Origin of the sequence: Brachybacterium sp. JB7, assembly GCF_003335205.1 — a bacterium.
GTDB lineage: Bacteria > Actinomycetota > Actinomycetes > Actinomycetales > Dermabacteraceae > Brachybacterium > Brachybacterium alimentarium.
Window position 1 is genome coordinate 57,758 of the sequence record NZ_QPGN01000003.1, and the last position, 21,908, is coordinate 79,665.

Sequence of the window (21,908 nt, forward strand, 5' to 3'; positions counted from 1 at the left end):
GTCGGCAGCCGGGGTCACTCCCGGGATGGCTCGTCGGGGACGAGCCGGGCGAGCTCGTGCTCGGCGAGGTCCAGCAGCTGTTGGATCTGCTCGGCGGGGTCCCCGTTGGGGGAGACCGGATAGGGGGCTGTCGACCCTCTCCAGTCCTCTTCGAGACGTCGGATCTCGTGATGGAGCGTCTCGGGGTCGGGTGCCGCCGTGGGGTCCTCCGCGCCGACAGCGAGCCAGTCCGCCCACGCGCGCCACCTGGCCAGGTGCAGATCGGTCAGGGACCCGGACCAGTGCCGCGCGGAGTAGTCGTGCAATCCGCTGTCCTGCTCGCCCCAGACGCTGATCAGCGACCGTGCGTCGCGCTCGAGCGCGTCGGCGAGATCAGGATCGGATCCGGCTCCGCGGCGGGCATCGGCGATCCATCGGCCGACGAGGTGCTCGGGCCGGGTGGCGGCGACGCGATCTGCGCCGAGGATCAGAGCCTCGAGGCGGCGAGCCTCGCGGCGGAGCCCGGCGCCGTCTCCGGCCTCGGCCGCGGCGACCATCGCCCGCAGGGGAGCACGCGCGGACTGCGCGGCGACGTGGAGCGCGATCTGGACCGCGTCGTGCTCCAGCGCCTCGGTGTGCTCGGGATGACGCAGGAGGGACGTCAGGTCACGGGCGGCCCGGGCCAGCGCGGGCAGGGCCCGGAGCATGTCCTGGTCGTTCTCGGCGTCGACGTTCGCCGAGGGAGGCCCGTCGGCGTCGGGGAGGGCCTCGCCCGCGAGCCGCTGCGTGGCGAAGGGCAGCGCCCGGGTCCAGGGCCGGGCGATCAGCGGGGACGGGGTGGCTCGGGTCCGACCGGGGCCGTAGAGCGTTCGGGAGAGGAGGTCCCAGACCTCGAGGGCGACCGCGGATCGGGTGCCGTAGCGGCGTGCCACGAAGCTCTCGCGCCACCGATCCACCGACGGCATGGGCGACCACAGGGCTCGGGTGGCGAGCTCGTAGACCACCGCATTGTTCTCGAGCGCCTCGGACGTGATGCCGAATCCTTCGAGCCGACCCCGGGTGGAGTCCGCGGCGGCATGGCGGAGCTCGGCGAGATCGGTGCCGAGCGAGGCCAGGTCCCCGAAGACGCCGAAACGTCCGCCGAAATTGTGCGCGAGGCACCACAGCCAGCGGCGGCCGTACATCTCTCCGGTGCTGTGCCACATCGGGGCGTACTCGCCCCAGAGGTCCAGGAGCACCAGTCGGTCCTCGGGGACGCGGGAGAGCAGACTGCGGACCCGCTCCTCGGTCCAGTAGCCGGCGCGATAGTGGAACGGCCATCCCTGCAGGATCCAGACCGCCTCCGGGTCGGCGGCGTGCATCGCGTCGTAGATCGCCCCGGCGTGGGCGGCGAGATCGTCCGGGGACGTGGTCGGGGGCAGCGACTCGATATAGGGATCGACCGCGTAGTGGTGGTCGGTGCCCAGCAGCTCCCGCTGATGGCGGTGGAGCGAGGCGGCGGCCTCGGCGAACAGCGGATCGCCCGGGTCCGCCAGGGAGTTCTGCCATCCCTGCCACTCGATGGTGCGGTCCGACCCGATGAGGGCCTCGGGCAGCTGCCCTCCGAAACCGGGCAGGACCACCGTCATCCCGAGCTCACGCTCCCTCTGCGCGATGCGCTGCCCGAGGCGAGCGCGCGAGGCGAGGGCGTCGTCCGTCAGCGCCGCGCCGAGGTCGTGGGTGATCCCCATCGTGGTCCAGGGCAGGAAGGCGTTCCCGCCCACGAAGCGCCTCGCGTCGTCGTGCTCCATGCCGAGGTCGCCGAGCATGCGGACCAGCACGGCGTCGTGCCCGACGAGGTTCAGCGGGGTGGTCACCCCGTGCAGGGCCATCCAGTCGATGTGGCGCTCCCACTGCTCCCAGCCCCAGAAGGCCATGCTGTAGCCGAAGGTCACCGGGTTGAGGTGATACCGGGTGCGCAGGGAGGTCTCGAACCGCTGCGGGTCCGTCTCGGGCAGGGGAGCGACGGCCTCGATGACCGGCGGGCCGTCCCAGGAGAGATCGGCGTCGAAGAAGGTCTCGAGGGCGCGGGCGAGGCCGACGGAGGCGGCCGACGCCGAGCCGGCCTCGAGGATCAGCTCGTCGTCGGAGGTGCTGACGGTGACGTGCTCGACGCCAGGGGCGGCGGCACCGGAGGCTGCTCCGCCGGAGGCTGCTCCGCCGGAGGCTCCGGAGGCCGCGGCGGGGACGGCGCGCAGGTGAAGGCGGCCGACGAGACCCGGTGCGCGTCGGCGCACCAGATCCCGGACGCCGTCGAAGGGGTCGGCGGAATGGGTGTCGGTGGCCTCAGGGTTCACGGCTCAACCTCTCCCGGAACGGAGCGAGCACCGTCTCGTTGGACTCGTCCCCGTCGGCGCGGTTCATGCTGCGCAGGACGGGCAGCCGTGCCCCGGTGGCCGCGAGCTGCTCCATCGTGGCGATCACGAGCGAGTGCAGCAGCAGGGCAGCCAGCATCGTCGAGGTCGGGCCGGTCTCCGTGCCGTCCTCCAGGGCGATGGTCACATCGCCCTCCGGGGCGTGGGTGTCGAGCACCACGTCGGCGACGTCGAGGAGTCGCAGCCCGTCCGGGTGACGGGACCGGCTCGCCTGGGAGTGCTCACGGCTGGTGATCGCGACGACGAACAGGCCGAGTCCTCGGGCTTCCTCGGCGAGCTGGACGGGGACGGGGTTGATCCCGGAGTGGGACACGATCACGAGGACCTCTCCCCGGCGGAGATCGTGCAGCTCGGCGATCGCCGTGCCGTACCCGGGAAGGCGTTCGATCCGGGAGACGCGCGTGGGCTCCCAGGGCGCCAGCGCCGGATCGTGCAGAAGGTTCACCGGGGCGAGGCCCCCTGCCCGGAAGGTGGCGTCGATCGCCGGGAGCATCGAGTGGCCCGAGCCGAAGACATGGAGCACGCCGTCGCCCTCCAGGGATCGGGCGAGCGCCCGGGAGGCCCGCTCGAGATCCTCGGTCTCCTCCGCTCCTCGTGCGACGAGCTCCAGCACGGAGCGGCGGTACATCTCCACGGATTTCATGCGTCCTCATTTCGGCAGGCAGTGGTCAGCAATCGGGTGATCGGATGCTCCCGGGCGGTGGCGAGCAGCCGACCGCCCTCGAGCGCATCACCGGCGCTCTCCCGCACCTCGGCGCCCGGGCAGTGCTCGCGCAGCTGCGCGGTCACCGTGTCGGCGAAGAGACGGTCGGCGAAGAGCCCGCCGACGCCGGCTACGGGAAGCACCTCGAGGTGCGGGTCGCCCAGCCGCCGTGCGGCGGTACGGATCATGGCGGCCAGCTCCTGCGCGATCGTGGTGACCACGTCGAGGGCCGCCCGGTCGCCGGCAGCGGCGGTGCGCAGCACCGTCGGGGCCAGCGCGGCGACGTCCTTCACCGGGGATACGGAGGAGTAGAGATCACGGATGACCTGCTCGGGGTCCGGCCCGGTGAGATGCCGGGCGAGCTCTGTGTCCGCTCCGGTGCCGTCGAGCGCGGAGCAGGCTGCGCGCAGCCCTGCTCGGCCCAGGGCGAAGCCGCTCCCACGATCTCCGGCGAGATGCCCCCAGCCATCGAGGTGCACCGGTGGTCTTCCGTCGGCGACCCCGAGGACCAGCGAGCCGGTCCCGGCCTGGACGAGAACGCCCGACGACGGACCGAACGCCCCCAGATAGGCGGCGACCACATCGTTGGCCACGATGACCTCGCACCCCAGGTGCTCGGTGAGAGACGTCCGGAGACTGCGCTCGGCCGCTCCGATGGTGCGGATGCCGGTCGCGGCGAGCACGACCAGGTCGTAGGGCGCGCCCCCGAGGGAGTGCAGCGCCCGGCCGACGAGCTCGAGCCCGAGTTCGCGCGCGCCGGGCGCTCCGGGGTGCGGGAATCCCTCGTCGTCCCGGTGCCGGGCGAGCACCCGTTCACCGACGAAGACGGCAGCGCGCACCGTGGACTTCCCGGCGTCGATCACCACGATCCGTCGGGCGTCGCCGTCGTGGGGCGAAGAGGGTCCGATCATGCGGCGGATGCTATGTGGTGTGCTCCACGACGGCCAGAGTAACCAGACCAATGGACCATCGGGCAGGGGTCGCTACGCAGGTCGGCGGGTTCATAGGTGGACCACGACGACGGATTCTCTTGCGGTGGGTAGACCGGTGGTCCAGGATCTTGGGCACCGGAGGGAACGAGGAGGTGCCCTATGCGGCCGGCACGGATTGCTCACGAGGTGCGTGACGCCATCGAGGCGCGGTACATCGCCGGCAGCGAGCCCTCCTCCGTCCTCCCGTCCGAGCGACGACTGGCGGCTGAGTTCGGCGTGGCCCGGGCGACCATCCGCGCGGCGCTCGCGATGCTGCGCGAGCAGCAGCAGATCCGGTCGGGGCCCGGCGCTCCGCCGGTGGTCGTCGACCCCCGCCTGACCAAGGCTCCGCAGCTGACCTCCTTCACCCAGGATGCGCTGGCGCGGGGCTGGCATCCCTCCAGCCGGCTCCTCGAAGCCGTCGACGAGGAGGCTGATGTGTCGATCGCCCGGGACCTGGGGATCGCGCCGGGCAGCGCGGTCCATCGGGTCCGCCGGCTGCGGCTCGCCGATCGCAGTCCGATGGCCCTCGAGGAGGTCTGGCTGCCCCAGGAGATCTTCCCGGACCTGCTCTCCCACGACCTGACGGGCTCCCTCTACGACCTCTTCGACCAGCGGTACGGAACGGTCGTCTATCGACATGACCGGCGGATATCCGCCGTCTCCGTCGATGCCCTGCATGCCGACCTGCTGGAGATCCCGCTGGGCAGCGCGGCGCTGTTCGCCACCCAGATCGGCTACGACCGGCACGGCCGACGTCTCGAGCTCGGTCGCTCCGTCTATCGCGGCGACCGGTTCGACTTCACCACGGTCACCTTCGCCGCCCGGCGCTCGCCCCCATCGGCGAGGAGCGGGTGAGGGGAGAGCCGGACCGGCCGACCTCTCCGTCGGGACGCACCACCGCAGCGGCACGACCTCTCGCGGGCGACACCGCAGCTGAGACCACACCTTCCATGTGAACAAAGGGGAATGTCATGAAACGACGTACTGTTCTGGCCGGGATGGCCCTCGCGGGACTCACCGCCGCAGGATGCAGCAACGGTGGCGGAGGCGGTGGCGCCGGCGGCGATGTCGACATCTCCGACACCGAGATGACGGCCACGATCGAGTTCGCGGTCTGGGAGTCCGACTTCGACTGGGCCTCCGTGATCGACGGGTTCAACGAGAAGTATCCGAACATCACCGTGCAGATGACCAAGAGCCCCTTCAAGGACTTCTTCACCAGGTTGCAGACCCAGGCGTCGGGGGACAACCTGCCGGACGCCTTCATGATGAACGGTCCCAACTTCCAGCTGTATGCCAGCCACGAGAAGCTCGTGTCCTTCGAGTCCGCCGTCGACGACGGCGAGCTCGACTTCTCGAACTATCCCGAGGCCATGGAGGAGCTGTACACCTACGAGGACGTCCCCTACGGCATTCCGACGTCGTACGACTCCATCGGCCTGTGGTTCAACCAGGAGCTGTTCGAGAAGGCCGGTGTCGACCTGCCGACCGACGAGTGGACCTGGGACGACCTGCATGCGGCGGCCAAGGAGATCAGCGAGCAGCTGGAGGGCGAGGGCGTCTACGGCTTCGCCGGTGGTGCCTACAACCAGGAGCTCTTCTACAACCTGATCTTCCAGGCCGGCGGAGAGGTGCTCAACGAGGAGGCGACGGAGGCCGGGTACTCGAGCCCCGAGAGCCGGTCGGCGCTCCAGTTCCTCCGCGACATGGTGGAGGACGGATCCTCCCCGACGATCCAGACGACCGCCGACACCTCGCCGGACGAGCTGTTCAAGAGCGGCAAGGCCGCGATGGTCTACGGCGGCAGCTTCCGCGTGGCCGGATACGCCGACTCGGCGGTCGCCGACGTCATCCAGGTGGTCCGCCTGCCCGAGGGGGAGCAGCGCGGGGTGGTGCTCCACGGCGGAGCGGTCGTGGCGCATGCCGACGGCGAGAACCGCGACGCCGCCGCGGCCTTCGCGGTGTACACCGGCACCCAGGAGGGCCAGCAGATCATCGGTGAGTCGGGGGCATCGATCCCTGCCTACCAGGGCACGGAGCAGGAGTACATCGCCGCCCATCCGGAGTACGACCTGAGCATCTTCCCGGAATCCGCGGAGGAGTACGGCTTCCCCTATCCCGTCTCCGCGAACACCCAGGCCTGGCTCGAGATCGAGAGCGACATGGTTCCCAAGATCCTCGCCGGTGACCTCGGCGTGGACGAGGGCACCGAGCAGCTCGACGAGAAGATCGACGCGCACCTCGCGGAGGAGGCCGAGCAGTGAGCCAGCTGACGGCGTCGCACTCCTCGCCCCCGGCGGAGCCGACGGCTCGGGGGCGACGAGGCGCCAAGCGCGGGGTCTCCAACCCCGACGGGATGTGGCCGTGGCTGTTCGTGCTGCCGACCCTCATCGGGCTCGCGATCTTCTACTTCTGGCCCGTGATCCAGACGGCGTACTACTCGTTCACGAGCTGGGGCGTCTTCGGCGGTGCCGAGTTCGTGGGCCTCAAGAACTGGGTGAGACTGCTCGAATCCGGCGAGGTCCCGCGGGCGCTGGTGAACACCCTCCTCTACACCGCGATGCTGCTGCTCGGGATCCCGATCGCCATCTACATCGCCAGCCTGCTGAACCGGCCGGGGCTGCGGTTCGCGGCGTTCTACCGGGTGCTCTACTTCGCGCCCTTCGTCTCGATGCCGGCCGCGATCGCACTGGTGTGGGGGATGATTTTCAACAGCCAGTACGGCATCCTCAACCAGTTCCTCGGCCTCTTCGGGGTGCCGGCCGTGCACTGGACCTCGACCGAATGGGTCGCGCTCATCGCGATCGGCATCGTGGGGATCTGGTCCGCACTGGGATTCAACATCATCATCCTCGGCGCCGGTCTGCGCAGCATTCCCACGGACCTGTACGAGGCCGCGCGGATCGACGGGGCGACGAACTGGCGACAGCTCATCTCGATCACCGTGCCCTTGCTGAGCCCGAGCATCTTCTTCCTGTTCGTGCTGAGCGTCATCCACGGCATGGAGCTGTTCGACCTGATCTTCATCATGATCGGCGAGTCGAACCCGATCAAGGGGGATACGCAGTCGATGGTCTCGCTGTTCTATCGCGAGGCGTTCATCAGCAACGACAAGGGCACCGGAGCGGCGATCGCGATCCTGCTGATGCTGATCATCGCGGTGCTGACGGCGATCCAGTTCTGGGTGCAGAGGCGGTGGATCAACTTTGACTGACGTGACGACTCCGACGGGCGTGGAGAACGCCCCGAGCACGCGCGGGCGAGCTCCGCGGGGCGGCCGCGGGGGCAACAACATCGGTGCCCACATCATCCTGTCCATCGGCGGGTTCATCATGGTGTTCCCGTTCCTCTGGCAGATCCTCATGTCCCTGTCGAGCACCGCGGAGGTCACCTCGGTCCCGCCCACGCTGTGGCCGAGCGAGCTCCGCTTCGACAACTATCTGGAGGTCTTCCGGCAGGTCCCGTTCCTCGACCAGTTCTGGGTATCGGTGCAGGTCGCCGTGGCGACCGTGATCGGACAGATCGTGCTGTGCAGCATGGCCGGCTACGCGTTCGCGCGGATGCGCTTCGCCGCCAGCGCGATCATCTTCGCCGTGATGCTCTCGATCCTGATGATCCCCAATCAGGCGTACATCATTCCGCAGTACCAGATCGTGCAGAGCCTGGGATGGCTCGACACCGTGCAGGGCATCGTCATCCCGACCGTCTTCAGCGCCTTCGGGACCTTCCTCATGCGGCAGTTCTTCGTGAACCTGCCCAAGGAGCTGGAGGAGGCGGCGCGGCTCGATGGTGCCAACTCCTTCCAGATCTTCTGGAAGGTGATGCTGCCGCTGGCCCGGCCGTCCATCGGCGCGCTGGCGATCGTCACGATCCTCGCGGCCTGGAACAACCTCCTGTGGCCGCTGGTGGTCACCAGCCGTGCGGAGAACCGGCCGTTGTCCGTCGGGATCGCGTCGCTGAACGGGCAGTACGTGATCGACTATCCCGTGATGATGGCCGCCTCGCTCATGGCCATGGCCCCCATCCTCATCCTGTTCATCGTGATGCAGCGCCGGGTGATCGAGGGGCTGGCGCATTCGGGGCTCAAGGGCTGAGCGGATCCGACTCCAGCCCAGGCGGCGAGCAACTGCGCACGCGCTGCGCGAACTTGCTCGCGGGCTTCAAGGCACCCCCGGAATGGGAGATCGTCGACGTCCTGCCGACCTCCTCGACGGCAAGGCGCTCAAGCGCTCCCTGCGTCTGCTGCGCAGCGTTGGCAGGGAGCGAGGGGCCGACCCGCGGCCCGGCGTAAGCCGTCGTTCGTGCCTCGAAGGTCTCCTCATGGAGTGATGGCGCCGCGCACCCGCTCGTTCTCGGGATGGCTGACATGGTGGGAGTATTCGTACTGCCCCTCGTTATCGTGCACGTGCCGGATCTCGTCGATGACGGGAGTGTCGGCGGAGACGCCGAGGAACTCCGCATGGTCACCAGCGACGGTCGCCCGGTACTCGAAGAGCACGCGTCGCTGGCGCACCCCGCCCTCCTGCAGGAGCATCTCCATGCTCTCCATTCCGAGGCGCTCTGGCGCGAAGGTCACGTGGTCCTCGAGGATCCAGTTCTCGAGCACGGCGATCGGCTCCGCGTTGGCGCTGCGATGGCGCAGGATATGGATGACGCGGGTCCCGACGGAGAAGCCGCTGGTGACCGAGAACGTCTCGTCGACCAGGTGATGCTCGTAGGTCAGGAGCGTCGTGATCGGCAGCCGGGACGACGCGGCGATCATCTCGTACAGCGTCGTGGTGGTCCCCGGGGAACGCGTGATCGGTTCCGCGTGGACCACCGTCGTGCCTTTGCCGCGGCCGCGCTCGCGGAGGATCGCCCCGCGCTCCTCCAGACGCGCCATAGCGCGTCGGAGCGTGGTCCTGGAGACCTGAAATCCCTTGCCGAGATCCAACTCGGAGGGTAGCTGATCGCCTTCCGAGAGCATCCCCGCTCGCAACGCCTCCTCGAATTGCAGGACGATCTGAGTGTTCAATGGGATCGATGTGGAGTGGTCGACCGGTACGAACGCTCGCCGGAACGGTACTTTCATCGTGGCGGTCTCCATTCGTCGTCGCCTGCGCTCGCCGCACGCCGTGGTTCGGCGGCTCCTCCCTCGCCTCGGGCGGACACCCTCGCACACCATGATCGAGGCTTGCCCCCATCCGCGATAACGCTCGGACAGTGCATCACGATCTTCACCGGTTCGAGCGCCAGAAATCCTGCCACTGAACAGTATTCTTGAAATCATCTTCGAGGTACTTCGTGCTGAAGTCCTGAGTCTGGTCCAGGAGTTCCTCGATGCCGTGGGGATCCTCCGTGGGCTTCACGTCGGGATTGTAGGACCGTTTGCCGTCGGGCATGATGAATTCCATGCCCTCCTGGCTTGTCGCGAAGTGGATGTACAGCTTCGCGGCGTTGGGGCTCTTCGACTTCGTGACGTACTGCATCGTCTGCGGCATCGGGCCGGCGACGTAGGGGGCGAGGCCGTCTGCGGGGGCGAGAAAGTACCCCTTCTCCTCGTTGTTCCGGAACTTTGCCGCTGCCATCAGTCCGACCGGAGGGTCCTGCTGGCCGGGGGCGCCGACGGCCTCGGAGACCTCCTCGTCGCTCTTGAACACGGCGGGCGAGTTGCTCGCGAGACGCTTGAGCCATTCGTGGAAGGCCGAGGGCTCGTCGGTCTCGAGCTTCTCGCCGAACAGGTCCTCATATGCCTCGGACCACTCGTCCGCATGGTCACGCGCTGATTGGTTCCAGATGTTCGTGTACATCGCCCGGGCCTCCGGGTCCGGTATGGCGATCTTGCCCTTCCAATCCTCCTCGGTCAGCTGCCAGACGTTGGAGATCGGGGACGTGTCCCCGTACGCTTCGGTGCTGTAGGCCCACCAGAGCCAGTTCCCGCTGGTGAGGTATGGGTAGCGGGCCTCCTCCGGGAGCTTGTCGTACGTATCGCCGGGCACCCAGTTGGTGAGGATCCCGTCCTTCAGGAGCTCGGCATACACGGCGGGCGGCTCGGAGATCGCGAGGATATCGGCGATGATGTTCCCCGATTCGCTCTCTCGCTTGATCTTGTCGATTGTATTCGTCTCGATCTTTACGCCGTTGGCCTTGATCTCGTATTTCTCGCTGAAGGCTTCCGCGATCTGCTCGACCTTCCCTGTTTCGTCATAGATCGTGATCGGTCCCTCGTCCTGCGCGGCCTTCACGAGAGCGTCGAGATCGAAGCCGTCCGCTGTCTCATCATCCTGCAGCTCGATGTCCTCGCGCTCGTCCTCCTTCGCCTCCCCTGGATCATCGGCACCGGGCGGCGCGCAGGCAGCGACGGAGAGGCCGAATGCGGCGGTCAGGGCGATGCCTCCGACGGCTCTGCGCGAAATATGGTTCATCATCGATCCAACTCCTGTGTTGTTGGTGTTCTCGTTTGTCGTACACGGCTCCGAGAGCCGAGTGGGGTGCGGGGTGCCGCCGGCTCGAGCTTTCACGGAAGCGGCCGTTTGCTCTGGTGGCGCATGATGCGCTCGAGGATCTCGAAGCTCGCTCCCGGCACGGAAGCGTAGTAATGCGGGTTCTCGTAGTCTCGCGTTGCCGGAAGCTCCTCGCCGTGAAGATAGGTCCGGTAACTGCCGCCTGCTTGTCTGACGATGAATGCCGAGGCGGCGACGTCCCAGGAGTGTGCCTCGAACGAGATCGTTGCATCGAGCCATCCGGCCGCGACCCAGCACAGTGCGATGCAGCTGCTTCCAAGGGCTCTGATTTGAGCGAACTGGTTTGTGACCTCGGCGAACTGTGCGAGGGAGACCTCGGGCTCGTGCACGAGATCCCGCGGGAGGGGGAAGCTACAGGCAACTGTCGCCGCGGCGGGGTCGGTGAAGCCCCAGCTGTGCATTCGCTCCTCGCCCAGGAACGCACCCCGATCGTCGGCCCAGAAGAGATGGTCGTTGGCGGCGTCGTAGACGACACCGACGACTATCTCTCCGTCGAGCGCAACGCCGATGCTGACTGCCCAGAGGGCCATGCCGGCTCATCGCATCTGAGGGTGTAGCTGGTTTCTGAATCCTCCTGATTCGAGCAGGCTGCGGGCGACGTAGTTGGTGAGGTTTCGGAAGCCGAGGGCGGAGCCGCGGAGGTGTTCAAGCCGTCCGTTGATCGCCTCTGTCGGCCCGTTGCTGGTGCCGGGGCGATCGAAGAACGCCAGGACGTCGTCGGCGCGCTTGGTCAGCGTCCGGCCCAGCTTTCCCAGCTCGACGAGGGTGTCTGGGACCTTCGCCCTGAGGGCCGCGATGACCTTCTCCATCTTCGATCTGGCTCTGGCCCGGTCGGGTTCTCGATAGGCGGCGATCATGGCCTGGTAGATCTCCCAAGTAGCCTCGACCGCAGCGTGAGGGTGGTGGGCGAACAGGGCGTTGAGGCGTTCGCGCTGCCGCTGGGTCAGCAGCTTGGTCCCGGTGTGGAGGGTGCGGCGGGACGTGTAGAGAGGGTCGTCCTTGCGGCCTCGACGCTTGTGGAGCTTCTGCTGGATCCGCCGCCGGCAGTCATCCAGAGCGTCCCCGGCGAGGCGGACGACGTGGAAGGGATCCATGACCGCGACCGCGCCGGGCAGGGCCTCGCTCGTCGCGGTCTTGAACCCTGTGAATCCGTCCATCGCGACGACCTCGACGCGGTCCTTCCACGCCTTGGGTCGCGCTTCGAGCCAGGCCTTGAATGCCGCCTTGGAGCGTCCTTCGACCATGTCCAGCAGCCTCGCCGGCCCGGTCTTGTCCCTGGCGGAGGTGAGATCGATGATCACGGTGACGTACTTGTCGCCGCGGCGGGTGTGGCGCCAGACGTGCTCATCAACGCCGATCACGCGGACTCCGTCGAAGCGGGCCGGGTCATCGATCAGCAGGCGCTTCCCCTCGGCCAGGACGGCGTCGTTCGCGGTGTGCCAGGCCACGCCCAGCCCGGCAGCGACCCGCGCGACCGAGAGGTGATCGATGACCAGCGCCTCCAGCGCCCACCGGGTCCCGCCCCGGGAGAGCTTCGCCCGCCCGGCCGCTGCAGCCGTGGTGTCTTCGCGCCAGTGGGTTCCGCAGTGGTCACATCGGTAGCGCCGGATTCGCACCAGAAGCGTCGTGGGGCGGTGGCCGAACGGCTCATGCGCCAGGGACCGCGAGATGGAACCCCGCGACGTCGCCCGTCCTCCGCAGGCACGGCACCACGATTCCTCCTCGGCGACCCGACACTCCAGCACCGCTCGATCGGCCGTGAGGTTCTGGCCGACCACGACCAGACCAAGCTCCTCAAGGCGGGTGAAGGTCGTCAGGTCGGGGTCGCCGAAGGTAGCGTTGGGCATGTCGAGGTCTTCCTGATGGCGAGCGTGAGAACTTCCATCATCGGGAGACCTCGACGTTTATCCCGGCACCGACGCGCCCACCCCACGCCCCGCAGCTACCCCCTCAACTGCGAAGAGCCGCCATGCCCCGGGCGAAATTGGACGTCCCGTCGATCGGGTCGATGTGCCACGCGAGAGGTCCGTTACCGGGCTCCTCTCCGCTCTCCTCCCCGATGATCCGCGAGCCCGGATAGGCCTCTGCGATGGCGGCGCGGATATGGTCTTCGCACGAACGGTCGTATTGCGTGACCATGTCGTGGAAGTCCTCCTTGAGGTCGATGGTGAGGTCTCGATTTCGAAACCCGCCCATGGCGATCGCTCCCGCCTCCTGGGCCACGCGCTGGGTGAACTCGCTCAGTTCTCGGATGTTCTTGGTCATTCCCCTACCTCGATTCTTTGCTCGTGGAGATCGAATGCGTGGATCTGTTCACTTCCAAGGAGCAGGTCGATGTCGCCGCCCGCGAGGAGCGATCCGCGCTGAAGGGTGGTCGCATAGATGCGCTGCGACCCGACCGAGGCTTCGATGGTCCAGCTGCCGCCTGTCGGCATTACGGACTCGATGCGGCCGGTCAGCACGAGGCGCTCAGCCGGATGCTGTCGGCCGGGGATGCCGACGGCGAAGGACTCCGGCCGGATCCCTACTGAACCCAGCCGGCTCGGATCCTCGATCTGCCGCCCAAGGTGTTCCCGCACGGCGGTTGCTTGGGGGGTCTGCTCGGTCGTTTCGATGAAGTTCATCGGTGGCACGCCCAAGAAGTTGGCGACGAAACGGTTCACGGGACGGTCGTAGATATCCATGGGGCTTCCGACCTGCTGCAGCACGCCCTCGTTCATGACCGCGACACGGGTGGCCAGGGTCATCGCTTCCCACTGGTCATGGGTCACGAAAATGACGGTCGCGCCATACTCGGCGTGGATCCGCTTCAGCTCGGCGCGCATCTCCAGGCGCAGGCGCGAATCGAGGTTGGACAGTGGCTCGTCGAGCAGCATCAGATCTGGATTTACGGCGAGCATCCGCGCAAGGGCGACTCGTTGCTGCTGGCCGCCGGAGAGCTGGGATGGGAAGCGATCGCGGTACTGCTCGATTCCCATCGTGGCCGTCAGCTCGTCCACCCGCTTCACGCGCTCGGCTGAGGACATCTTCTGGATCTTCAGCCCGTAGGCGATGTTGTCCGCGACCGACATGTGCGGCCACAGTGCGTAGCTCTGGAAGACGAGTCCGATGTTGCGCTTCTCGGGGGAGACGAACCGCGACGCGCGCGGTTCGTCCACCACCCGGTCTCCGATCGAGAGACGACCCTCGGTCACGGTTTCGAGCCCAGCGATCATGCGTACGGTGGTGGTCTTCCCACAGCCGGAAGGGCCGAGCAGACACATGAAATCACCGTCGTCGATCTGCAGGTCCAGGCTCTCGACCGCATTGGTCTCGCCGCCATAGTTCTTCACGACGTTGTGCAGGCTGATGTCGGGCACGTCATCCTCCGATCCCGTGCGCGAGATCGGTCTTCATGACCTTCTGCACGGTGTAGGTACCAGTGAAAGAGATAAGGGCGATGAGCAGGACCACGGCGTTTCCGGCTTGCGAGTAGCCGACGTCCAGCAGACGGATCGACAGGGTGGTCAGCACATCCATTCCTGGGACGGCCAGGATCACCACGAGGCTGAGGCTCTTGATCCCGGAGATGAAGGCCATGATCGCGCCGGAGGCCAGAGCGCCCTTCTGGATCGGCAGCACGATGGTGGCGAACCGGCGCCACCATCCGGCCCCCGCCATCTGCGCCGACTCCTCGGGGTCAGCGCCCAGCTGCATCATCGCGGAGATCCCGGAGCGGGACGTGAAGGGCATCTGCTCGGTGAAGTAGATGAGAACCAGGATCGCCGCGGTGCCGTACAGGGCTGGGATCGGGCCGCGCTGCACCGAGAACAGCGAGAGGTAGGCGACCGCGAACGCGATGCCGGGCACGAGATAGGGGAAGAACACGAGCTGGCGCAGCGCCGCGGAGAGTAGGGGGGACGGGGAGCGGACGACGACATACCCGACGAAGAGCCCCATGATTCCGGAGAGCGTGGCGGCGTGCCCCACGATCCAGACGCTGTTCCACGCGGCCTGCCAGACGCCGGAGTTTCGAAGGATCCCCTCGGAGAATCCGATCGTGGACAGATCCTTGCCGATCCAGAAGTCGAGGGTGAAGTTGCTGGCGGCGAACACGCCGGGGTTCCACATGACGGTGGACAGGGCGAGGACCACGATCGGGATGGCGACGCTTGCGGTGAAAAGAAGTGTGCAGGCGAGGGTCGCGATCCAGCGGGACTTGCCCAGTCGTGCCACCGTGCCGCTGGAGCCGCTTTTGCCGGAGATCGTGACGAACCGTTTCGACTCGCGGAGGAAGTGTGTGTCGACCCAGAGGGAGAGCGCGCCGATGAGGACGATCGCAGCGACCATCACGGCCGCCGAGCCCTTCTGATCGCTGTACACGTTGCGGTACAAGCTGGTCGCGAGCACGTTCATGTTGACCGGAAGCCCCAGGATGTAGGCGACGCCGAACTCGCCGAGGATCTTTGCGAGCATCAAGGTGACCGCGGAGATCAGTGCAGGGCGCAGAATAGGGATCACGATGCTGAACGTGGTTGCCAGGCGTGACGCCCCGAGCAGGCGGGAGGACTCCTCGAGGGTCGTGTCGAAGCTCTTCAGGGCGTTGCCGATGAGCATGATGACAAACGGCGAGAAGTGCACCGCGAAGATCAGAATGATCGGCAGGCGGCCGTAGGAGAGCCAGTTCGGATGGCGAGGCCGAGGTTCTCCATCCAGCCCGCCTGGCCGCCCGTGGTGCGGTTCTTGAAGAGGGTTACCCACGCCAGAGCGAACGTCCAGGCGGGAAGCATGTACGGCACGATCAGGGCCGTGGAGAACCACTTGCGCCCCCACATGTTCGTCCGTACGAGCAGCCACGCGGCGGAGCCGCCGATCACGAGTGCGAGGATGATCGCGCTGACCGCGATCAGCAGGGTGTTCGCGAGCGGTTCCCAGAAAATCGACACCGCCTGTGGCGAGACGAGGACCCGCCAGAGGTAGTACGAGGTCGGGGCTCCCTCCTCTTGCTGGGTGATCGCAGTGTCCTGTCGATGCACCACGAAGGCGTCGACCAAGAGCGAGACGATCGGCGCGGCGATCAGGTACGTGAAGAGCACCAGAGCGACGACGCCGATGGCCACGACTGGGTTGCGGGCGTAGAGCCTGAGCCGGTGGCTCAGCGGTGTGCGGGGCCGACGACCTGTAGGGCGCCGGCTCTTGCGAGCCGCCTCAGGCGAGCGAACAGGAGGGGTGGTCGTCACGAGACATCCTTGTCCGAAACAAACGTATTGGATAGAAGACCTTTTGTGTAAGTTAGCGAGCCGTCCGGTCGGTGTCAAGGATTTGCCGGACTCCGACGTGGTTCGGAGGCCTCTTCGCTTCGCCGGTCAACAAGCGTCGGAGTCATGCGGAGGGCAGGACTTCTTGCTCAGGTTGCACCTGCCTCGCCGTGCACCGTCCGGATCGTGGCTATCCACGCGGGAGCGGTAGCCCAGCTGCTCGCCGGCGTCTGCTCCCTGGTCGGCATGATCCGGTCATCGACGAAGCCGCCCGATGCGGTCTCTCCCACGATGTCGGGAGCCCGTCGAGCCTGGCGACAGCAGTCCGAACGACCGTGAACAGACCATAGGCGAGCCTGACAGCGGTCGCGGCGGTGCTCGCTGTGTCGTTGCTGATGTACTGGCTCGCTCTGTAGCGGTTCGTGCCGCTCACTGTCGGGATCCAGATATATGCAGTGGTCCGGATACTGCGGCGCGCGGCCAACGCTGCTCGTGATGCTGATGATCGGGCCGACATCTGGCCAGAACCTTGATTGCCGAGGCCGCCGGCTGCTATGTCGCCTGCTCCCCGGTGTTTCTTCGTGCAGAGTGGTCGTGCTGCCCGCTCGCGGAGGCAGACTCGATGCCGGTCAGGGCTTCGTGACGAATCCCTGCTCGACCATGAACTCGAAGGCGACGTCGGCCGGGAGCTCGCCGTTCTCGTCGACCCGCAGGTTCAGAGTGCGCAGCGCGTCGTCGGTGAGGACGGGGGTCACCTGGTCGTAGACGTCGGCGAGCTCGGGGTAGGTCTCCAGCGTGCTCGTGTTGAGTATGGCGGCGACGTTGTAGGCGGGGAAGTAGCCGAGGTCGTCCTCGAGCACCGTGAGGTCGAGGCTCTCGATCCGACCGTCGGTCGTGAAGACCTCGCCGAAGTTGCAGGAGCCGCGGGCGGTCGCGGTGTACACGGCGCCGGTGTCGTAGATGCTGATGTTGTCCTCGGGGACCCCGTCGGGGTCGTCCCGCGGGATGCCGTAGGTCTCGAGCAGGGGGATCAGCCCGTCGGCCCGGGAGTTGAACTCGGCCTCGACGCAGAGCGTGCGCTCCTCGATGGGGAGGTCCGCGAGCTCGCTGAGGGTCGAGATCCCGCCGAGCTCGTCGACCGCGTCCGAGCGCACGGCGAGGGCATAGGTGTTGTTCAGGGGAGCAGGCTCGAGCCAGGTCAGCCCGGCAGGTTCGTCCATGTCCCGCACGGCCTCCCACTGCTCGGTCTGGTCGGGGATGCCCTCGGTCTGGCCCATGTACGTCAGCCAGGCCGTGCCCGTGTATTCCCAGCTCATGTCGGCTTCGCCCGAGGTCATGAGCTCGCGGGCGGGCACGCTGCCGGGCACGTTGGTGAGGTCGACGACGTCGAATCCGGCAGCGGTCGCGGCGATCACCCCGATCTTCCCGAGGATCAGCTGCTCGGTGAAGTTCTTCCCGGTCACGGTGATGCTCGCACCGGCGGGCAGGCCATCGATCGGCGTGATCGATCCGGGGGCGACCTCGGGGACGTAGGCCGTGGCCGGGCGCAGGCCGCAGCCGGCGGGGGAGGACAGGGCCAGCCCGGCGAGCGCACCGAACTCTCGGCGCCCAGGCGGACCGGCACCGCCCGTGCCGGTCGTGCCGCGCGCGCCCACCGTGCCGCCGTGCCGGCCGTGCGGCGGTGCCGGTGCGTGTGACGTGATGTCGCGTGGAGTGCCGGGCATGGTCACAGTCCCTTCGGTCGGGCGACGTGCTCGACGACGCGTCCGAGCCAGTCGATCATCAGCGCGAGCAGTGCGATCAGCACGGCACCGGCGATCAGGACGGTGAAGAGGTAGAGGTTCACGCCGGTCGTGATCAGCAGGCCCAGGCCGCCGCCGTTGACGAAGGCGGCGAGGGAGGCGGTGCCCACCAGGAGCACGAGCGCGGTGCGCACGCCGGAGAGCATGACGGGCACGGCGAGCGGCATCTCGACCCGCAGGAGCACGGAGAGCCCGGTCATCCCCATGCCGCGGCCGGCCTCGACCAGCCGCTGGTCCACGCCGCGGATACCGATCATCGTGTTGCGCAGGACCGGCAGCACGGCATAGGCGACCAGCGCGACGATCGAGGCCTGGAAGCCGTCGGGGATCGCCATGGCCAGCAGCACGATGAGACCGATGGCCGGGGCCGACTGGCCGAAGTTCGCGATCGCGAGCACGGGCTCGGCCACGATCCGCAGCGGGCTCCGCGTCAAGAGGATCCCGAGCGGGATCGCGATCAGCAGCACGATCACGGTGGCGACGAACGTGAGCGCGAGGTGCTGGCCGGTGAGGTTCAGCAGCGTGGTGGGGTTCAGGGTGTTGCGCTCGGCCTCCGTCAGCGGAGCGACCAGGAGCCAGATCGCGAAGCCGACGAGGATCGCCAGCAGCACGGCGATCTGGATGCCGAGCGTCTTCCAGCCCCGGAGCGTCTCGCTGCCGGCGGTGGTCGTCGTGGCGTCCTCGGTGGTGGTCTCAGACATCGGAAACGGTCCCGGCAGCATCGTCGTCGGCCGGAACCGTATCGAGCGTTCCGGTGTTGGTCCCGACGGGGGCGTCGCTCGAGCGCTCGGCGGCGGATTCGCGGGCGGCCCTGATCGCGTCCATCACGGTCTCCACGTCCACGACCCCTTCGAGGGCGCCGCCGCGACCGGTGACGAGGGTGGCGCCGGCGCTCGAGACGAGCATGGTGTCCAGCGCGTCGTTGAGGGTCGCGCCGGAGCCGACGAGCGGGATCGACGGGTCGACCTCGGTGGGGAGCCGCGCCATACGGGCCAGGGCACGACGAGAGGGCCAGGCGACGGGGCGGCCCCGGGAGTCGGTGACCACGACGTGGTCGTGGCCGGCATCCTTCGCGCGGCGCAGGGCGTCGGCCGGGTCGCCGCCGGCGGCGGCGACCACGGCGTCGGTGACCTCGACCTCGCGCACCCGGCGCAGGGCGAGCTGCTTGAGCGCGGCTCCGGAGCCGATGAAGTTCTCGACGAACTCGTCGGCGGGCTCGGCGAGGATCCGTTCGGGGGTGTCGTACTGGACGATCTGGGCGCCCTCGCGGAACACGACGATCCAGTCGCCGAGCTTCACGGCCTCGTCGAAGTCGTGGGTGACGATGACCATCGTCTTGCGCACCTCGTGCTGGATGCTGATGAGCTCGTCCTGCAGGCGCTGGCGGGTGATCGGGTCGACCGCTCCGAACGGTTCGTCCATGAGCAGGACGGGTGGGTCGGCGGCGAGCGCCCTGGCCACTCCCACGCGCTGCTGCTGGCCGCCGGAGAGCTCCTTGGGATAGCGGTCCTTGTACACCTCGGGATCGAGGCCGACGAGGTCGAGCAGCTCGTCGATGCGGGCGTCGATCCGGGCCTTGTCCCAGCGGAGCATGCGGGGCACCAGGGCGATGTTCTGGGCGACGCTCATGTGCGGGAAGAGGCCGCCGGCCTGGATGACGTAGCCGATGCGGCGGCGCAGCTCGTCCCCGTCGATCGCGGTGACGTCCTCGTCGCCGAGCATGATGCGGCCGTCGCTGGGCTCGATGAGCCGGTTGATCATCTTCAGCGTCGTGGTCTTCCCGCAGCCCGAGGGGCCCACGAGCATGACCACCTGGCCCTCGGGGATCTCGAGCGTCACGCCGTCGACGGCGGGACGGGCCTGTCCCGGGTAGCGCTTGGTGACGTTGTCCAGGCGGATCGAGCGGCCGGAGATCTCCTGGTCCGTCGAGGCGGTGGTGTGGTCGATGTCAGTCATCGGATGCCCTTCGAGGTCGTGAGCCGGCCGATGCCGAGCAGGATGAGGTCGAGGATCAGCGCGAGCAGGACGACGCCGACGGTGCCGGTGATGACCGACTCGGTCGCGCCGGCCCCGCCGAGGCGGGAGAGCCCCTGGAAGATGAAACCGCCGAGGCCGGGCCCGAGGACGTAGGCGGCGACGGCCGCGACGCCCATCACCATCTGCGCGGAGATCCGCACGCCGCTGAGGATCACGGGCCAGGCCAGCGGCAGCTCGACGCGCAGGAAGATGCCCAGCCGGCTCATGCCGAGACCGCGGGCGGATTCGACGAGGGCGGGGTCCACGTTCGCGAGGCCGACGACCGCGTTGCGCAGGATCGGCAGCGTCGCGAAGAAGACCACGACGACGACGGCGGGGGTCACGCCGAACCCGAAGGGCGCGACCATGAGGCCGATGAGTGCGAAGGACGGGATCGTCAGCCCCACCGCGCTCACCGTGTTGGCGATCCCTCGTCCGGTCTCGCTGCGGTGCACCAGGGCGGCGACCACGATCGCGATCACGGTCGCGAGGACGACCGACTGGGCGACGAGGCTGAAATGCTGGAACGCCGCGAAGAGGATCTCATCGGAACGCGAGCGGACGAAGTCGCCGATGTTCACGTCAACCTCCTCGCTGAGCGTACGGATGCAGCTCCGATGGTAGCGCGGCCCGGCCCCGGAGGCCCTCGGGCCGTGCCACCGGGCGCGGCCCGCGCTCGCCGGCAACGGCTGGAACGTGCTGCGTACTGCGCTCTGCGACGGTCAGACGCTGTGCGGCTGGACCTTCAAGGCGGGGCCGCCCGGATGGACCGGGATCCGCGTGCCCGAGAAGGTGCGGCAGGCATGTTCGTCGGCCGTGTCGACATCGAAGGACACGAGCTCTCGTGTCGGATGACGGGTGGCTCCTGCGATGCGTCCCGTGAGCGTGACGAACCCTGCCAGCGACGCGACGAAGGGGCGTCCGATCCAGTCCTCGATACGCGTGAAGTACCACCATTCCGTGGCGGCGTCGTAGCGCTCGGGCTCGGTGAAGGCACGGTGGAAGCCGACGTACTGGCGAGGGTCATCGGGTTTATCGGTCAGCGTTCCGGGCCCCAGGCGCACGTTGATATAGGGGCCCGGGGCCTCGCCCGCCAGCGGGACGTCCGCCAAGAGGTCCAGCCCGTGGTGAGGCATCAGGAGCTTCGACCCTGCCCGGATCACCCACGTCTCCTCGGAGGTCTCGGCTGCGGACTCTCGCACGGCCAGGTCTCCGGCCAGCTCGGAGACCATGAGCTGGGTCGCGAGGGACTGGGTGAGGCCGAGTCGATCCATGACGGTTCCCGTCGAGGCCCAGCCGTCCGGGAGCGGCACGGCGAGAGGGCGCCCTGCGAACGTGGACAGGTCAGGGGAGAGGACCGACCGCATGTTGCGCTCCTTGGTCGACGGATCAGACATGGGTGCTCGTGCTGCGCCGTTCGGCCGCCCCCGCGGGGCTCACCAATGTTAACGTGTGACGACATGGGGTTGGTGCGGACGACGGGCGCGGGCCGCGGGGGCCACGCCGGGCAGCTCTCCCTCGATCATCCCCCGACTGAGGAGCGCTCATGACGCAACACGCTGAGACGGCGGAGCATCCGACCCCCGGGCCAGTCCTCGCAGGGGTCGTGGCGCTGGGGCTCGCTGCCCTGCTCAGCGTCCCCTCGCCGTTCTTCACCGGCCTGCTCCTCGTCCCCGCCTTCGGCGCGAGCGCCGTCCTCGGGTACCGCCGTGTGCCATGGGCAGGATTCCTGGGCCTCGCCGCCTCTGCGGCGGCCCTCCTGATCGCCCTGGTCGCCGCCGTCGCGTCGATCTCCCAGCCCACCGCCGTGTCCACCTTGCTAGCTGCATTCGGCGCTCTGCTGGTCGGTCTGTGCGCGTTGGTCGGGGGTGTCGCCTCCGGCGTGCTGGTGATGTACCGCCACCGTCTCGCGCGGGCGTCGGATCGCCCGTCGGGATCCCCGCAGCCGCCTGCCACGTACCCCTCCTCGCCGGCTCCTGAGCAGGACGCCACTCAGCCCGCAGGCGCGTCGTCGCAGCGCCGTGACGACGACTTCCGCAGGGTCGGGCGGGCCACTGCCACCGGCGCACGAGCGCTTGCGGCGGGCGGCGCCGCGGCGTGGAGGACACAGAGACGGCGGGCAGCTGCCCGTGAGGAGCGCGGGGCCCGGGAAGCAGCGGCCCGTGGACCGTCGTACTTCAGCACCCGAGCGATGGATGTGAGGAAGCGCGATCGCGAGGATGCGGAGATCCGCAAGGCGCAGGTCGCACAGGCCCGTCGGTACAACAACCGTCACTGAAG

Annotated in this window: 21 protein-coding genes; 5 read left to right on the forward strand and 16 right to left on the reverse strand. The window is 68.0% G+C overall.

What is annotated here, in order from left to right; translation table 11 throughout:
* Positions 1-14: 14 nt before the first annotated feature.
* From CIK81_RS04805 to CIK81_RS04815, 3 genes are read right to left on the reverse strand one after another with little or no spacing between them, the layout of a single operon-like run.
* A complete protein-coding gene (locus tag CIK81_RS04805) occupies positions 15-2,315 on the reverse strand; it encodes an alpha-N-acetylglucosaminidase (RefSeq protein ID WP_114307696.1) in 2,301 nt (766 codons plus the stop codon).
* Entirely contained in the window at positions 2,305-3,036 is a 732-nt protein-coding gene (locus CIK81_RS04810) for a sugar isomerase domain-containing protein (RefSeq protein ID WP_114307697.1), read from the reverse strand. The genes CIK81_RS04805 and CIK81_RS04810 overlap by 11 nt, the downstream gene beginning before the upstream one ends.
* Complete coding sequence (locus CIK81_RS04815) at positions 3,033-4,007, reverse strand: N-acetylglucosamine kinase (RefSeq protein WP_158541921.1); 975 nt, start codon at positions 4,005-4,007, stop codon at positions 3,033-3,035. Before CIK81_RS04815 ends, CIK81_RS04810 begins: the two co-directional genes overlap by 4 nt.
* A 207-nt stretch (positions 4,008-4,214) precedes the next feature.
* On the opposite strand from CIK81_RS04815, the gene CIK81_RS04820 reads away from it, so the two are divergent.
* The 4 genes from CIK81_RS04820 to CIK81_RS04835 all read left to right on the forward strand — a co-directional run bounded on the left by CIK81_RS04820 (position 4,215) and on the right by CIK81_RS04835 (position 8,164).
* Positions 4,215-4,925: a GntR family transcriptional regulator gene (locus CIK81_RS04820; protein ID WP_158541922.1), complete on the forward strand. Its 711-nt coding sequence runs from the start codon at positions 4,215-4,217 to the stop codon at positions 4,923-4,925.
* A 116-nt stretch (positions 4,926-5,041) separates the two neighbouring features.
* The gene (locus tag CIK81_RS04825; RefSeq protein WP_114328944.1) at positions 5,042-6,334 is read left to right on the forward strand and encodes a sugar ABC transporter substrate-binding protein; all 1,293 of its coding nucleotides are present in this window, start codon (positions 5,042-5,044) and stop codon (positions 6,332-6,334) included.
* A complete protein-coding gene (locus tag CIK81_RS04830) occupies positions 6,331-7,284 on the forward strand; it encodes a carbohydrate ABC transporter permease (RefSeq protein WP_114307700.1) in 954 nt (317 codons plus the stop codon). Before CIK81_RS04825 ends, CIK81_RS04830 begins: the two co-directional genes overlap by 4 nt.
* Before the next feature lies 1 nt (position 7,285).
* Positions 7,286-8,164: a carbohydrate ABC transporter permease gene (locus CIK81_RS04835; RefSeq protein ID WP_241963968.1), complete on the forward strand. Its 879-nt coding sequence runs from the start codon at positions 7,286-7,288 to the stop codon at positions 8,162-8,164.
* Positions 8,165-8,388: 224 nt separating this feature from the next.
* Here the strand turns inward: CIK81_RS04835 and CIK81_RS04840 are convergent, their stop codons facing one another.
* The 13 genes from CIK81_RS04840 to CIK81_RS04895 all read right to left on the reverse strand — a co-directional run bounded on the left by CIK81_RS04840 (position 8,389) and on the right by CIK81_RS04895 (position 21,025).
* Complete coding sequence (locus CIK81_RS04840) at positions 8,389-9,339, reverse strand: GntR family transcriptional regulator (protein ID WP_114307701.1); 951 nt, start codon at positions 9,337-9,339, stop codon at positions 8,389-8,391.
* Positions 9,287-10,477: an ABC transporter substrate-binding protein gene (locus tag CIK81_RS04845; protein ID WP_114307702.1), complete on the reverse strand. Its 1,191-nt coding sequence runs from the start codon at positions 10,475-10,477 to the stop codon at positions 9,287-9,289. The genes CIK81_RS04840 and CIK81_RS04845 overlap by 53 nt, the downstream gene beginning before the upstream one ends.
* Before the next feature lie 89 nt (positions 10,478-10,566).
* Complete coding sequence (locus tag CIK81_RS04850; RefSeq protein ID WP_114328943.1) at positions 10,567-11,103, reverse strand: inositol monophosphatase family protein; 537 nt, start codon at positions 11,101-11,103, stop codon at positions 10,567-10,569.
* 6 nt (positions 11,104-11,109) lie between these two features.
* Positions 11,110-12,420 (reverse strand): ISL3 family transposase, encoded by a 1,311-nt coding sequence (locus tag CIK81_RS04855; protein ID WP_096166914.1) that lies wholly within the window; start codon positions 12,418-12,420, stop codon positions 11,110-11,112.
* Between the two features lie 103 nt (positions 12,421-12,523).
* Complete coding sequence (locus CIK81_RS04860) at positions 12,524-12,838, reverse strand: inositol monophosphatase family protein (RefSeq protein ID WP_114307139.1); 315 nt, start codon at positions 12,836-12,838, stop codon at positions 12,524-12,526.
* Positions 12,835-13,932 (reverse strand): ABC transporter ATP-binding protein, encoded by a 1,098-nt coding sequence (locus CIK81_RS04865; protein WP_114307140.1) that lies wholly within the window; start codon positions 13,930-13,932, stop codon positions 12,835-12,837. Before CIK81_RS04865 ends, CIK81_RS04860 begins: the two co-directional genes overlap by 4 nt.
* 1 nt (position 13,933) lies before the next feature.
* Positions 13,934-15,193 (reverse strand): iron ABC transporter permease, encoded by a 1,260-nt coding sequence (locus CIK81_RS04870; protein ID WP_241963974.1) that lies wholly within the window; start codon positions 15,191-15,193, stop codon positions 13,934-13,936.
* An 8-nt stretch (positions 15,194-15,201) separates the two neighbouring features.
* Positions 15,202-15,672, reverse strand: coding sequence for a hypothetical protein (locus tag CIK81_RS18325; protein WP_220224682.1), 471 nt, complete (start codon positions 15,670-15,672; stop codon positions 15,202-15,204).
* Between the two features lie 767 nt (positions 15,673-16,439).
* A complete protein-coding gene (locus CIK81_RS04875) occupies positions 16,440-17,534 on the reverse strand; it encodes a glycine betaine ABC transporter substrate-binding protein (protein WP_114355462.1) in 1,095 nt (364 codons plus the stop codon).
* Between the two features lie 2 nt (positions 17,535-17,536).
* Complete coding sequence (locus CIK81_RS04880; protein WP_114307142.1) at positions 17,537-18,313, reverse strand: ABC transporter permease; 777 nt, start codon at positions 18,311-18,313, stop codon at positions 17,537-17,539.
* Positions 18,306-19,568 carry an ABC transporter ATP-binding protein gene (locus CIK81_RS04885; RefSeq protein WP_114307143.1) on the reverse strand — a complete coding sequence of 421 codons (1,263 nt, stop codon included), beginning with the start codon at positions 19,566-19,568 and terminating at the stop codon, positions 18,306-18,308. Before CIK81_RS04885 ends, CIK81_RS04880 begins: the two co-directional genes overlap by 8 nt.
* Positions 19,565-20,203 (reverse strand): ABC transporter permease, encoded by a 639-nt coding sequence (locus CIK81_RS04890; protein WP_114307173.1) that lies wholly within the window; start codon positions 20,201-20,203, stop codon positions 19,565-19,567. Before CIK81_RS04890 ends, CIK81_RS04885 begins: the two co-directional genes overlap by 4 nt.
* Before the next feature lie 147 nt (positions 20,204-20,350).
* Positions 20,351-21,025, reverse strand: coding sequence for a hypothetical protein (locus CIK81_RS04895; RefSeq protein ID WP_114307144.1), 675 nt, complete (start codon positions 21,023-21,025; stop codon positions 20,351-20,353).
* A 149-nt stretch (positions 21,026-21,174) separates the two neighbouring features.
* On the opposite strand from CIK81_RS04895, the gene CIK81_RS04900 reads away from it, so the two are divergent.
* Positions 21,175-21,906, forward strand: a complete 732-nt coding sequence (locus CIK81_RS04900) for a hypothetical protein (protein ID WP_114307145.1) — start codon at positions 21,175-21,177, stop codon at positions 21,904-21,906.
* Positions 21,907-21,908 lie beyond the last annotated feature (2 nt).